This window comes from Paenibacillus nanensis (assembly GCF_003583765.1).
In the GTDB taxonomy this organism is placed as follows: Bacteria; Bacillota; Bacilli; order Paenibacillales; family Paenibacillaceae; genus Pristimantibacillus; species Pristimantibacillus nanensis.
In genome coordinates, this window is the sequence record NZ_QXQA01000001.1 from 736,872 (window position 1) to 751,665 (window position 14,794).

The 14,794-nt window shown below is 55.1% G+C and carries 6 protein-coding genes; 4 read left to right on the forward strand and 2 right to left on the reverse strand.

Annotation, left to right across the window (positions count from 1 at the left end; all coding sequences use genetic code 11):
* Positions 1–102 precede the first annotated feature (102 nt).
* Positions 103–7,587 (forward strand): glycoside hydrolase family 3 N-terminal domain-containing protein, encoded by a 7,485-nt coding sequence (locus D3P08_RS03130; protein ID WP_119597939.1) that lies wholly within the window; start codon positions 103–105, stop codon positions 7,585–7,587.
* A gap of 379 nt (positions 7,588–7,966) precedes the next feature.
* Here D3P08_RS03130 and D3P08_RS03135 read toward each other — a convergent pair whose 3' ends face one another.
* Both D3P08_RS03135 and D3P08_RS03140 read right to left on the reverse strand, forming a co-directional pair.
* Positions 7,967–9,616 (reverse strand): response regulator, encoded by a 1,650-nt coding sequence (locus D3P08_RS03135; RefSeq protein WP_119597940.1) that lies wholly within the window; start codon positions 9,614–9,616, stop codon positions 7,967–7,969.
* Entirely contained in the window at positions 9,606–11,423 is a 1,818-nt protein-coding gene (locus D3P08_RS03140; RefSeq protein ID WP_119597941.1) for a sensor histidine kinase, read from the reverse strand. Before D3P08_RS03140 ends, D3P08_RS03135 begins: the two co-directional genes overlap by 11 nt.
* Positions 11,424–11,633: 210 nt before the next feature.
* On the opposite strand from D3P08_RS03140, the gene D3P08_RS03145 reads away from it, so the two are divergent.
* The 3 genes from D3P08_RS03145 (at position 11,634) to D3P08_RS03155 (ending at position 14,784) form a co-directional block, all read left to right on the forward strand.
* On the forward strand, positions 11,634–12,992 hold the full coding sequence (locus D3P08_RS03145) for an ABC transporter substrate-binding protein (protein WP_119597942.1): 1,359 nt from the start codon (positions 11,634–11,636) through the stop codon (positions 12,990–12,992).
* Between the two features lie 68 nt (positions 12,993–13,060).
* Positions 13,061–13,945, forward strand: coding sequence for a carbohydrate ABC transporter permease (locus tag D3P08_RS03150; protein WP_119597943.1), 885 nt, complete (start codon positions 13,061–13,063; stop codon positions 13,943–13,945).
* A gap of 20 nt (positions 13,946–13,965) precedes the next feature.
* Entirely contained in the window at positions 13,966–14,784 is an 819-nt protein-coding gene (locus tag D3P08_RS03155) for a carbohydrate ABC transporter permease (protein WP_240647227.1), read from the forward strand.
* Positions 14,785–14,794 lie beyond the last annotated feature (10 nt).

Below are 14,794 nucleotides of genomic sequence, written 5' to 3' on the forward strand. Positions count from 1 at the left end.
CGCTATTTATACTTGGTAGTACCCTCGCCGATTGTCCGTCCGAATGGAATGCCGGACGCCTTAAGCGAGTGAATTATCAAGGAGTTGAGGAGGGCTTTTTTAATGGGTAGAAAGGCAAAACGACTACTGTCATCCTTCTTGGCGTTTGCGCTGGTGACCGGACTGTTGTCGGGCATGACGGCTCCTTTCGCTGAAGCGGCGGCAGGGCTGCCGGCTTATTTGGATCCGGCGAAGACCGTGGAGGAGCGGGCGGCCGACCTGCTGTCCAGAATGACGGTGGAAGAAAAAGCGGGACAAATGATTCAGGCGGAAAGGGCGAATATTACTCCGCAGGAGGTTAAGCAATATTACATCGGCTCCGTGCTAAGCGGAGGCGGATCGTTTCCGAACGGCAGACAGTCCGACAGCACGCCCGGGAAGTGGCGCGAGCTGACGGACAGCTACCAAGACGGGGCCTTGTCGACTAGACTTGGCATTCCGCTCCTATACGGCGTGGATGCGGTGCACGGGCATAACAACGTAATCGGGGCGACCTTGTTCCCGCATAACATCGGCCTGGGCGCGGCGAACAACCCCGAGCTGACGGAAGCGATCGGCTCAGCCGTGGCGAAGGAAATGCGCGCGACGGGCGTGAACTGGGATTTTGCGCCGACGATCGCGGCGCCTCAAGATATTCGCTGGGGCCGCACCTATGAAGGCTTCAGCTCGGACCCGGCTAGAAGCGGCGCGCTCGGCGCGGCGTTTGTCGAGGGCCTTCAAGGAGAGAAGGGCGGCGCGTGGCTGACTCCGGAGAATGCGGTCGGCACGGCGAAGCATTTTATCGGGGAAGGCTTTACGGATAACGGAAAAAACCAGGGGGACATTACGCAATATACCGAGGAGCAAATTATTGCGCATGACCTTCAAATGTACCAAGCGGCAATTGATGCGGGCGTTCAGACGGTAATGGCTTCCTATCACAGCATCGCCGGTCTGAAGATGCATGCGCATAAACGGTTGTTGACCGATGTGCTGAAGGGAGAGCTAGGCTTTAAGGGTTTTGTGATCTCCGACTATAACGCGGTTCAGCAAATTACGAGGGATCACGAAGGCAATGCTGTAAGCGGTCTCAAAAATCAGCTTCGCGTCTCCGTTAACGCTGGCGTGGACATGTTCATGCTGACGGGCGATTGGAAAAACGCGTTGAATCACCTGATTGCGCTGGTAGGCGAAGGCGCCATTACGGAAGAGCGGTTGGATGATGCGGTCCTGCGTATTTTGAAGGTGAAAATCGCGGCCGGATTGTTCGAGCAGCCGAAAGCGGATACCGACATCGCCGATTACGTTGGCGCAGATGAGCATCGCGATATTGCGCGGCAAGCTGTTGCGGAATCGCTGGTGCTGCTCAAGAACGATGAGGTGAACGGAGAGCCGATTCTAGCCCAGCTGCCGGATATGGACCGCATCTTCGTAGCGGGCAGAAGCGCGAACGATATCGGCATTCAGTCGGGCGGCTGGTCGATTACATGGCAAGGCGCTTCCGGCAATATTACGGAAGGGACAACGATTCTTGAGGGAATTCGAGAAGCAGCTGCGGGCTCAAACAAGACGGTGACATACAATAAGCACGGTCGCGGCGCCGCAGGCTATGATGTCGCGATCGCCGTCGTCGGCGAAACGCCTTACGCGGAGTCGAACGGAGACAAGACGGATTTGAATCTCGAAGAAGTGGACTTGGAGACGATTCGCAACATTCGGGCGGCTGATCCCGATATTCCGATCGTCGTTGTGCTGGTTAGCGGCCGTCCGATGACGATCGGCGATCAGCTGGACGATTGGCAGGGGCTTGTGGCGGCTTGGCTGCCGGGAACGGAAGGGCGAGGCGTAGCCGATGTGCTGCTTGGCGGCCGGGATTTTGCGGGTACGAATCCAATCGAATGGCCGTTCTACGTTAATAGTGACTATCCTTTGACGGAGGACAGCGACAATCTGCTGTTCGATGTGGGATACGGGCTGACACGCGATGAAGCGACGCCGGAGCTTCCGGATGCGCCGCCGCTGCCGCAGCCGGATGCGGAGGCTATTCCGGGCAAGATCGAAGCGGAAGCGTTCGCCGCAAAGAGCAGCGGGCTGAATACGGAGACGACCTCCGACGAGGGCGGCGGCATGAATATCGGCTGGACTTCCGCGGGAGCGTGGCTGGATTATACGGTCAATGTAACCGAGCCTGGCACTTACAAGGCGGCATTCCGTTACGCCGGCAACGGCGGCTCGACCGGCATTCGCGTGAAGTCGGAGAGCGGCGCTACTTTAGGCACGCTTAACGTAGGCACGACTGGAGGATGGCAAAACTGGGCGACGGCGGAAGTATCTGATATTGTACTGCGGCAGGAAGGCGTACAAAAGCTGCGCTTAGAATTTATTGCAGGCGACATCAACTTCAACTGGGTGGAATTTACGCGGACTGGCGACGTTCCTTCGGACAATGGCGGAGGCGGAGGCTCTGATCCGACCGGCGGAGAGGGCACGGGCGCCATTATCGTAGAGGATGCGGTGCAATCCTGGATGACGAACGAACGGGATCCTGCGGACCGCAAATGGTATTATGCGGACCGTTCTCAGGCTGGAGATAAGAAGCTGGAGCCGGGACCGGCGCTTGATTTGAGATTGCCGGATGGCAGTGGGCTAACGGCGATTACCCTTGATCCGGACAAAACGTACCAGTCGATGCTCGGCATCGGGACGTCGATGGAAGAAACGACGGTTCATAATTTAGCGAAGATGTCTGACGCCAAGCAGGAGGAGCTGCTCCGTAAGCTGTTTGATCCGGTTGGCGGCATAGGCATCAGCTTTGTTCGTCTGACGATCGGCACATCCGACTTCACGGCCGAGCCGTTCTATTCCTATAACGATATGCCGCCAGGACAGACGGATGAAGATTTAAGCGAGTTCTCGATTCAAAAGGATTTCGACAACGGCATTATTGATACGGTGAAAAAAATACAGGCGATTAATCCGAACGTTAAATTTTTCGCTTCGCCTTGGAGTCCTCCGGGCTGGATGAAGACGACGGACAGCATGGTGAGGGGCCAAGTGAAGGAAGAATATCTTCCGCTTGTTGCCAAATATTATGTGAAATTTTTGGAGGCTTACGCGGAGCAGGGCATTTATTTCGAAGCGATGACGCTGCAGAACGAGCCGCTGCTTGAGATCGACTACCCGTCTACGGCAATGTCATGGCAGCAAACGTCCCGACTGGCGAAGCTGCTCCGGGCGGAGCTGGACGCCAATGGCAACGGACTGGTCAAATCCGTGAAGCTGTGGATGTTCGACCATAATCCGGGCGATACAATGGCGTTCCCGGCTATGGTGCTTGGCGATGCGGCGGAAGGCGCCTACGATGCCGTGGAAGGCACGGCGTTCCACGATTACGGCGGCGAGCTGTCCGAGATGAGCAGGCTGCATGATATGTTCCCGGAGAAGAGCGTTTATTTGACCGAAAGAGCGGTATGGGGCACGACCGGCGCGGACCGGATCGCCCAATATTTCCGCAACTACGCTCGCAGCTACAATAACTGGGTTACGATGCTCGACAGCGATATCGCGACCCATCAATGGGTTGGCATTCCGGATCCGACGCCGGTTATCCAGGATTCCGCAAATCCGGATAACTACTGGTTGTTGCCGGAATATTATTTGCTGGGTCACTACACGAAGTTTGTGAAGCCGGGGTATGTGCGTATCGACAGCAATTACGGTTCGGCATCGACCGTGACGAACGTGGCGTTTAAGAGCCCGGACGGCAAAGAGATCGTGACGGTTGTCATTAACCGGACGAACGACCCGCAGCCATTCAAGCTATTGGTCGACGGGCTGCAGATGAATGCGACGCTGCCGGCGAAATCGGTCGCGACGTACGTATTTGACCGGACGCAGATTTTAAAGCCGGGAGCAACGCTTGAAGCGGCTGCGTTCGCTTCGGCAAGCGGAACATACACGAACCCGGGAGACGGCTCGATTAGCGGCTTCCCGGCCGATGGCCATGCATCGTTCCATTACGTGGCGGAGCCAAGCCAAGCCGGTTCGTACTATGCGGAGATTGAATATACAGGCGAGCCTGTAAACGGGGAAATTGCGCTGGCATCCGGCGACTCCGAATTGGATGCGATTGCGCTGACGGACGCGTCGAATGGACAATCCGCAAAAGTACGCGGCATCGTTAGCCTGCCGGCAGGCAAGCAATTGTTGACGATGAAGGCGAAAGGCAGCGGGTACAGCATCGTCAAAGTGACGCTTGCTCGAGAAGCGGCAGGACCAGCCGCGGTTCCGGGATTGCTGGCGGCCAGCCAATATGCTGACGCTTACGGCGTTTTGACGGAAGGTTCATCGGTAGCGAGAGCCGATAACGGCGATTGGGTGGCATACGAGGTGCAGGCTCCGGCAAGCGGCAATTACGGCATTACGTACCAATATGCCGCTCCGCAAGAAGGGGCGAATATCAGCCTTTCCGTCAATGGCGGAGAACCGGCGGCTGTAGCTCTGCCGGGAACAGGCGGACCTGAGACGGTCGGCAAGGCTGCCGGAAGCGTTGCGTTGAATCAAGGAACGAATACAATCCGGATAAGCGTAACAGATAGCCTCTATCGACTTCACCATATCGCGATCGGCGAAACGATTGTGGCGGAGCAGGGCCTGATCGCGGAAGGCGGCGAAAGCGGCGGCGAGATTACCGTACAGCTGTTGAACGGAACGTTTGCGCCTGAGCTGAACGAAGCGAACTGGTCCATCTCCGGACTTAGCGGAGTGGGCATTGCCGGCGTCGAACGCGTGGGGGATACCACCGCCAAAATTACGCTGACCGGTCCCGCACAGGAGGATTATGACGTGAACCGCACCGCCCTTCTGACAGCGGCTTCTGCGGAAGTAAGCGGCGCTGCTGCGGGAATAACGTTGACGAGCGAGGTAACCTTTACGGCGGCAGACGATCAGGAGGTTGCCGCGTTGTCCGAGCAACAGCTCGGTTATGATGTGGACGGCAAGGAATTGAGCTTGTCGATCAGCGGCGGCAAGCTGCTGGCCGATTCGATTAGCGAAATTTTTGTATCGGGCACTGCAATTACGCATGGCGGCGTATCGCTGGCTTCGGCAGAAGCAATGCCTGACGGAACGGTTAAGCTGACGCTTGCGTGGGATGGAACAACCTACTACGACGATCTCCAGCTTAACGTTCATGTGCCGGTAACGGCTTATGGCGATTCTTCCGGCGGAAGCGAGCTCGTTGCCTCAGCGACGCTTTCAGGAACGGCAAATGTGAAGGATGCCGTAGACTTGCTGGAGCTGAACGCGCTGGATCAGTTCAATCGTATGAAAGGCTTGACGGTAACGGGAACCGGTGCCGAGAGCGGATTTACATCGATTGACTCGGGCGATTATGCCGACTATTTGGTCAATGTGCCGGAAGCCGGCGCTTATATCGCGGAGCTGACCGTAACGTCCAATACGCAAGCTTATAACGGCATCGTATGGCAGACGGAAGGCAATGCCGTGAAGACGGCTGTAACCGTTCCTAATCTATACAACCAGGTTGTGCGGATTCGCGCCAAGCTGGACCTTAAAGAAGGCGAACAGCTCATTAGACTTTCGGTCGGGGCCGGCGGCTACGAGCTTCGCGGCATCCGTTTTGAGAAGCTGAACATCCAAACGATGGATGAGGAGAACGCGTCTATTAAGGTAGAGGCTGAAACATACGCGCAAGCCAGCAGCGGCGCAGTTCAGACGAACAATGCAGGAACGGCCAACGAATTCCGCAATGTCGGATTTACCGTTGTGGGAGGCTGGCTGGATTATTCGGTTCATATTGCCAAAAGCGGCTATTACAAAGTCGTTTACCGCTACGCGACGCCGCAGTCGGGTGTCCGATTGGCAATGGGCGGCGCAGACGGCGAAGCATATGGCGTAACTGCTCTTGGAACAACGGGCGATTGGGGCGCTTACCAAGAGGCTGTTGGCATCGTTCAACTGGAAGAAGGCGCTCAAACGCTGCGGCTTGCTTTAGTCGGGGATGGCGCCAATCTTGATTGGTTTACGCTGGAGGAGACGGAACCGACGACCGTTATTGGAGGTACGGCTTCTCTGCCGAAGGCATCCTTGAAGGCAGGAGCTTACAGTGGTGCGCGTACCGTGACGCTTTCGACGGCGACGGACGGAGCAGATATTTACTATACGCTGGATGGCAGTCTGCCTAGCGAAGATAACGGCACCAAATACAGCGGACCAATTACGATGAACGGCTTGACGGTTATTCGGGCTGTAGCCGTGAAGGACGGCATGCTGGACAGCTTTATCGCGCCGTTTACGTATCGCATCACGCCGGGCACAACACCGCCGGACGGCGGCTCCTTTACGCCTCCTGCACCGGATAAGCCTGTTGTGGAGGGCTCGAAGATCAAAGCGCTAGCGCCTAAGGTGGACGCGAATACCGGAATCGGTAAAACGGCAATCGACGAGGACGCGTTAGCGGCCGCGCTAAAGGACGGAACGAGTCAAGCGGTTGAGCGGATTACCGTTAACGTGCCGCAGGCTGCCGGCGCGAATGGCTATGAAGTTGTTTTCCCGGCAGAAGGCCTTGCGACAAATGAGCTTGAATATATACTTGCGATCGAAACCGCTTCGGGAACGGTTCAGCTTCCAAGCGATATGCTTGAGCAAATCGGAGACGCAAAGACGGTATCTATCGTAATCCGATTGTCGGACAGTTCTTCGCTTCGTGAAGAACTGCAGGCTGAAATCGGCGGTCGTCCTGTCGTCGAGCTGCGCCTGCTCATCGATGGCGTTCAGACAGAGTGGAGTAATCCGGGTACAAAGGTCTACGTGGCGGTGCCTTACGAGCCTAGCGGTGCTGAGAAGGAGCTGAGCGAACTGCTGACGGTATGGTATATCGACGGCAACGGTCAGATCACAGCAGTCCCGAGTGGCCGGTATGACGAGAAGCTTAAGTCGGTAACGTTTGAGACGGATCATTTCAGCGCCTTTGCTGTTGTCTATGTGGAGAAGAGCTTCGACGATCTGGAGCGTTACGATTGGGCAAAGCATGAAATCGAGGTTATGGCCGCAAAAGGCATCATTACCGGCGTATCGGATAGCGCATATGCGCCGGAGCGCCAAGTGAAGCGCGCGGACTTCCTGCTGCTGCTTGCGAGAGCGCTCGGCTGGAAGTCGCAGGCATCGGATGCGCCAAGCTCAGGCAGCTTTACCGATGTGGCGGCGGGCGACTATTATTACGAAGCGGTCATGGCCGCAAAGTCGCTTGGCATCGTGACGGGCCGGACGGATGGCAGCTTTGATCCGAACGCTTCCATTACGAGACAAGAGATGATGGCGATGACAGCCAGGGCGCTTGCCGTCTCTGACAAGTCGCTGGAGGATGCGGATCTGGAGCTGCTGCAAGGCTTCTCCGATCTGGAGAAGCTGGCCGATTACGCGAAGGAGAGCGCTGCTCTGCTGATTGCGAACGGCATTGTTCAAGGCAGCGCAGGCAAGCTGAGCCCGCTTGGCAGCACAACTCGCGCTGAAGCTGCGCTGATTGTGTACCGAATCTATAACCTGTAACGTGTAACTAGCAGCAGCAGAACCGCCGCAAAGGGCTTGAAGCCTTTGCGGCGGTTTTTTATGTCTGGGGAGCCGACGAATGCAGTAACGTCGAAAAAAGCGGTTACTGGTGAGAAGGCGGGGGTAGCGGGATGCGATAACGTCGAAAAAAGCGGTTACTGGTGAGAAGGCGGGGGTAGCGGGATGCGATAACGTCGAAAAAAGCGGTTACTGGCGAGAAGGCGGGGGTAGCGGGATGCAGTAACGACGAAAAACACGGTTACTGATACGTAAGCGGCGGCTCGGGGATCAGAGGCTGGGAGGGGGGCGGGTAGAACGGATACCGGCAGAAGAAGGGAGGGAATCGCCATGCCATGAACGGAGGCGCAAAGAGGGCAGCTCAGCAGCTGCCCTCGCTAACCGCTTGCGCGTAGCGTTTCTGGAATTGGCTCGGCGTCATGCCGGTCCATTTTTTGAAGGTGGAGCTGAAGTGGCGCTCCTCGCCGTAGCCGACAAGCTTGGCGACCGCATAAATTTTAAAATGCTCGCGCAGCAGCTCTTTGGCCCGCTCGACACGGTATTGGTGCAAATAATCCAAAAAATTTACACCGAGCTCCTGTTTGAACAGTGAGCTTAAATACGAGTTGCTGACGAACGTTTCTTTGGCGGCGAGCTCCAGCGTCAAGTTCGTGTCGTATTTGGCGCGGATCAGCTCCAGCGTCGCTTGTACGGTTCGGTGCAGCTGCTTCTGATGAGGAGAGGTTTGCACGATGCTCTGAACAATCATTTGAAGAATGACGGAGCAATCGTCAAGCGTCTCCATATTCGGGATCCGTTCAATCCAGTTGACCAGGTCGTTCTGCCACTCAATTGTGCCCGGGAACCGTTCCTGCGCCAGCCGCTGCAGCGCCATGATGATGCCGCTTACCCGCCAGATGATCTCGGACCGCGAATAAACCGTCTGCTGCTTCAAGTAGGAGATTCCCGCTTCAATCGCATCGACGGCGCCGCCATATTGGCCGACTTGCAGATGGGCGAGAAGCTCCTTCTCGACACGTTCAAGGTAAGGGTCGTCCATGATGGAGGTTTTCCCGTCATGCTTCATATTCAGCTTCGAGTAGAGAAAAATGCCGCCTTTACCCTGGTAAAACCTGGACTCCAGCGCTTTGCAAGCCTCCTCGTAGGCGGTTCGCGCGTCATTGACGGACGGCTGAACGGAGCTTAAGGAGAAGCTGACGGACAAATGCAAATAGCTTTCCAAATTACGCTTCAGCTGCTGAAGCGGCTCGCAGCTGTCAGACGCCCGCCCGCCGTTCGAACTGACGTTAGCCATCCACAGCAGCTCGTCGCCATGGCGGAACACTTCAAGCTTGCCGTTATAATAGGGCCGCAGCGTTTCATCCGTAATATTGAGAATCGCGTAACGCATCAGCTCCAGGTCCCGGTTGTTCATGCCTCGATTCCCGCTCTCCATCGCATCGATCTCAATTCGGCCTACCACAATCGGCTCAGGCTGAAGCGCTAAATTGACCTCGCGCATCGCCACGGTCCTCTCTTCTAGGGGCATCAGCGGCTGTTGGATCCATTGCGACAGAATGCCGTTTTTCAGCAGCTGGATGCTCCGGTTCCATGTTCGGTCGCGTTCGGTCAGCATGCGCCCCTCGAATTCGGCTGCGTCAATTTTTTTCTTCACGTCGATAACCACCCGTAAAATATCGTGCGGCATACAAGGCTTCAGCAAGTAATCGGAGACGCCCAGCTTAATCGCTTCTTTGGCATAATCGAATTCGTTGTAGCCGGTAAGCAAAATCGAATGAAAATCAATGCCGGCCTCTTTTGCCGCGCGGATGAGATCAAGCCCGTTCAAATGCGGCATGCGGATATCCGTAAGCAGCAGATCGGCCCGCGATTCCAGCATCATATCGAGCGCCTGCCGGCCATGCTCGGCCTCGCCGACGATCTCGATATCATATAGCTTCCAATTAATGGAACTTACGATCCCGTCCCGGAACGCCTGTTCATCCTCTGCGATTACCATTTTAAGCGTCATGCCCCTGATCCCCCTCTTTAATCCGCACGATGGCGCGTGTTCCGATACCTTCCTTGCTGATTATTTCGAACGCGGCTTCCTTATAAAAAAGCGAAAGTCTCTCCTTAATGTTGGCGATCGCCATGCCGGATCTTGTCCCGTCGGCGGCTTGTCTGATCGCGCCGGCCGTCCCGGTTCTGTTCAGCTGCTGCACCAGCTCCTCCGGCATTCCCGGACCGTTGTCAGTGACCTCGAGACGGATCCATCCGTCTTCCCGATAGGCGCTAATAAAAATGTTGCCGGTCCCTTCCGCCTGCTCGATCGAATAAATAATCGCGTTTTCGACGAGCGGCTGCAGAAGCAGCTTCGGCATCCGAAAGTGGTGCAGCGCGGGATCCACCTCGATATCAAAATATAACCGCGACGGATACCGTTTCTTCTGAAGGAACAGGTAATGCCGCAGCAGCTCGATCTCCTGGGACAATGCGACGAATTCATTGCCGCTGTTGAGGCTGAGCCGGAACACCTGAGACAGCGCGACAACCATCTCGGATATGTCCTTATCCCCCTTTTGCAGGGCGCTCCAGTTGATCATATTAAGCGTGTTGTATAGGAAATGCGGGTTAATCTGGGATTGCAGCGCCTTAAGCTCCGCTTCCCGCTGCTTCAGGCTTGAGGCGTACACATCGTGAATCAGCGCTTTGATTCGGCCGACCATCGAGTTGTACAAGTAGCCGAGCCGCCCGAACTCGTCATTGCCGACAATGTCCACCCGTTGAGAGAAATCCCCGATCTGCAGCGCCTTCATCGAGTGCATCAGCTTTTTCATCGGATTGGTCACGTAACGGGCTATCATCCAGGACATGACGATTGCAAGCAGACAAACGATGACCGTAATCGAGACGGTGGCGGAGCCGATTTCGCGGAGCTCGAGCACCAGCTTGCTGCGATCCTGAATAACAACGGAATGCCAGCCGGTTATATCGGAGACGGAGTCCGACACGATCAGATCGCTCCGCGCTTTAAGCTGATCGAGCGCATGAGCGGGATTGGCCGGGACGTCTCCATCCATGCCGAAGACGGGAAGCTCGCTCACGGGAAGTCCGATCCATGCCGTATCGGTGGCGGCAAGCACGACCCCTTCGTCGTTCATCATAAATTGCACGGCGTCCTCGGTGTTGTCATGAAATAAATTCCGGCTTAGCTTGTCGGCATCCATTCCCGCAATGAGAAGCCCGACCGGCTGGTAAAGATGGTTTTTGTACAAAGTGATGTACACAAGCTTGTAATGGGAGTCTCCGGTAAGGACGTTATCCTCCGGCCGCAGGATGTCCCACAGCTGATTGCTTGGCGAGGCGACCAACCGCTCGTAATAAGGGGTTTCTTTGAATCGGTCATAACTGATAGCGCTTGCAATTCCGGTCTGCGTAATCGCGAACGGGCTGCTTGCCGTGCTATTGTCCTTGACCGCATATAAGATAAGGGACTGAATCGTCTCGCCTGTCACCATGAGAGGCAGCAAGCTTTTGAACACCATATCTCTGCGGGACGGCGTATCGCCGCTGCCAACCATCTCCTGTACGGTTTTATTGAGAAACAAATAATTTGTGAAGCTGACGGAATTTTGGGCGAAGTGATCCAGCTGATCCTTCGTTTTGACCGCCATATTCAATTGCGCCTGGCGGATCTTGTCAACAACCTCTCGTGACGCGATGACATAGGAGTAGAGGCCCGTCAAGCTGACGGTGACGATAAGGAGCGGCACGATCAGCGCCAGCAGCTTCCGCTGAAGGGGCATGTTGCGTAAGGGAAGATGAATAGGTCGCATTTTTTTCACCTGTACGATGGTAGATGAGTGTTTTAAAGTAAATTCAGTATAGCAAGAAATGGACGCAGGGAGGATAGTTCCCGCTTATCTTCAAAAAAATGAAGCATCTGTTCTAAAATTTGCACCATATTTTTCAGGAAATCGTTCGGTCTATAATGGGGGCAGAACAGATAAGCCGGCTTGTTCAACATTATGTAAGGTGGGGGATCAATGAAAAAGTGGGTTATGATTTTTACGGCAATTCTGATGGTGTTTACTTTAGCCGCCTGCAGCTCAGGCAATAACGGCGGCAACGCGGGAACGGAGAACGAGTCGCCTTCCAATGCGCCGTCGAAGCCGGCTGCCGAGGAGTCAAAGGCTCCCGAGCAGGTGACGCTGAAGTTTTTCACCGCGCTGGCCGACCGCTCAAACGGCATGGGCAAAATCGAGCAGTCCATCATCGACGCTTATATGCAGGAGAACCCGAATGTCAAAATTGAAGTCGAGGCGCTGCAGGATGAGCCGTATAAGGCGAAAGCCAAAGTATACGCTTCTACCGAATCGCTCCCCGACATTATCCAATCCTGGGGTCAGCCATCTTTTATTAAGCCGTTAATCGACAACGGTCTGCTGCTGGAGCTGAATCCGGCGGATTTCGAGTCGAGCGGCTTTATCCCGGGCTCCACGGACGGCTTCTCGCAAGGAGGCAAGCTGTACGGTCTGCCGCGCAATACAGATTTCCTGGTTCTTTACTATAATAAGAAGCTGTTCGACGACAACGGCATAGCGGTGCCGGCAACCGTGTCCGAGCTGACGGAAGTATCGAAGCAGTTCAGGGAAAAAGGCATCAATCCGATTACAACCAACGCGATGGAAGGCTGGTCGCTTCCAATCTGGTTCGAATATGCCGCGCAGCGCGCCAGCGGCGACTTCGGCAAGATCGACGCGGTGATGAACGGCGAAAGCGCGTTCTCCGGCGACGCGGATTTCCAGGCCGCAGCGCAATCGATCCTTGATCTTGCGGAAGCCGATGCGTTCGCAGACGGATTCTTGACCGCGGATTACGGCACGTCGCGCAACCTGTTCGGTCAAGGCCAGGCGGCGATGTTCGTGATGGGCAACTGGGAAGCGGGACTTGCCACCGACGAGAACTTCCCCGAGGAATTCCGCAATAACGTAGGCGCGATTCCGTACCCGTCCTCGGATAAAGGCAAAGCTTCCGATCTGGCGGCTTGGTTCGGCGGCGGCTATTCCATCTCCAAAAACACGAAGCATCCGGAAGAAGCTGTGAAGTTCATGCAATATTTCTTCAAGCCGGAAAACTGGGCGAAGCAGCTGTGGCAGACGGGCTCGGGAACGCCTGCGCAGAAATTCGACCAATTCCTGACGGGCGAGGAATCCGCGCTGCAAAAGGGCCTCGTCGACATTTTCAACTCCACGACCTCGGCGAGCAACACCCCGTTTCTGGATTTGGGCACCGAGGAGTTTAAAACGAAAGTCATGGAAGCCCACCAGAAGCTGTTCGGCAACTCCATTACGCCGGAGGAATTTCTGAAGGAGCTTGACGCGGCGGTTGCGCTGCTTCCATAGAGAAATAACGGAGCGGCGGGCGATACACCGCTGCTCCTTCTTTTCAAGAAGCCGGAAGGAGTAGAGAGATGCACAAGCTGTTAAGCAACCGAATGACGATTTTTGTCCTGGTGGCGCCGGGATTGCTCCTGTTCCTGTTTATGGTTTGTTTTCCGATTGCGATGAGCGCTTATTACGGAATGACGGACTGGCGGGGCATCGGCGATTATCAGTTTATCGGTCTGGACAATTATATCGAGATTTTAACCCGCGACGGCGTGTTCTGGCGCTCTTTGCTTAATGCGCTGCTGCTGCTGGCCGCTACGCTGCTCATTCAGCATCCGATCGCTTTGCTGTTCTCCATTTTTGTAACCCATGCAGGCAGGTTTGAAAAGCTGTTTCGCACTGTGTTTTTTATACCGGCCGTCATTTCCATTGTCGTCACCTCGAAGATGTGGGTGAGCGTCTTCCATCCGAATTACGGCGTTCTGAATAAGCTGCTGACAGCCGTCGGTCTCGAAAGCTTAAAGCAGGATTGGCTTGGCGATCCGAGCCTGGCGATATGGTGCGTCATATTCGTTATTATGTGGCAGGGCTTCGGCTATGCGCTGCTGCTCTACTACGCGGGACTGCAGGGCATCCCGAAGGATCTGTACGAGGCGGCGGAGCTGGATGGAGCCGGCCGAATGAAGCTGTATACCAAGGTTGTTATTCCTCTGCTGACGCCAATGGTCCGGGTCGCCGTCGTTATTGCGGTGACGGCCTGCTTGAAGCAAATGGAGACGATTTTCCTCATGACGAACGGCGGTCCGCTTAATACGACGCAGTTCATCGGGAACTATTTGTACAAAACGGCTTTTAGTTCTTCGTTATACGGGTACGGCAACGCGATCTCCGTTATATTCGTTATCGTCTGCCTGATCATGACGGTCATGATGAACCGCGTCTTTAAAAAAGACGTAGGCGAATTTTAACGAGAGGAGAGTGAAGCATTGTGCTTAGAAAAGGGTTGCTGCAAACCGTTCTATGGATGGTTGCCCTGCTGCAGCTGTTTCCGCTAATTTGGCTGATCAATTACTCGTTTTTAAAAAGCGGGGAGTTTTTCGGGAGCGGCATTTTGAAGTGGCCGCAGACGCCTGAGTGGAACAACTATATTAGCGCGTTCACTTACGGCAGCGTGCCGAAGTATCTGTGGAACAGCGCGTTTATTACGATCGCGGCTATACTAGCCGCGGCCGTCTTGTCGCTGATGCTGGGTTATGCGTTTACGAGAATGGAGTGGAGGCTAAGGGGCGTTTTTATGGCGGTTATTATGCTCGGGATGATCGTGCCCATTCACGCGACGCTTTTGCCGAACTTTATCCTGTTCGACTGGATTAAGCTTCTCGATAATCCGCTTGCACTTATTTTGCCTTACATCGCTTTTTCTTTGCCGATCAGCACGCTCATCATTTCCGGATTCATGGAGACGATTCCGAGAAGTATTGAAGAATCCGCCGTTATGGACGGCTGCTCCGTCTACGGCGTTATTTTCCGTATTCTTATGCCGATGACGAAGCCGGCGCTGGCGACGGTATGCATTATGAACTTCATCAGCTGGTGGAACGAGTTTATTATGGCGAATACATTCCTGACGAGCGAAACGTTCAAGACGCTGCCGTTTTCGATTATGAAATTCGCGGGGCAATATTCGTCCAACTATGGAGCGCAGTTCGCCGTCATGACGATGATCGCGCTGCCGACGGTCATCATGTATTTGCTGTTTACGGAGCAAATGTCGCGCGGAATTACGGCGGGGGCGGTAAAAGGCTGACCGGATGCGA

Coding starts and splice junctions, on each gene's coding strand:
- D3P08_RS03150 (WP_119597943.1), top strand. CDS start 13,061: ATGCACAAGCTGTTAAGCAACCGAATGACGATTTTTGTCCTGGTGGCG.
- D3P08_RS03130 (WP_119597939.1), top strand. CDS start 103: ATGGGTAGAAAGGCAAAACGACTACTGTCATCCTTCTTGGCGTTTGCG.
- D3P08_RS03135 (WP_119597940.1), bottom strand. CDS start 9,616: ATGACGCTTAAAATGGTAATCGCAGAGGATGAACAGGCGTTCCGGGAC.
- D3P08_RS03140 (WP_119597941.1), bottom strand. CDS start 11,423: ATGCGACCTATTCATCTTCCCTTACGCAACATGCCCCTTCAGCGGAAG.
- D3P08_RS03145 (WP_119597942.1), top strand. CDS start 11,634: ATGAAAAAGTGGGTTATGATTTTTACGGCAATTCTGATGGTGTTTACT.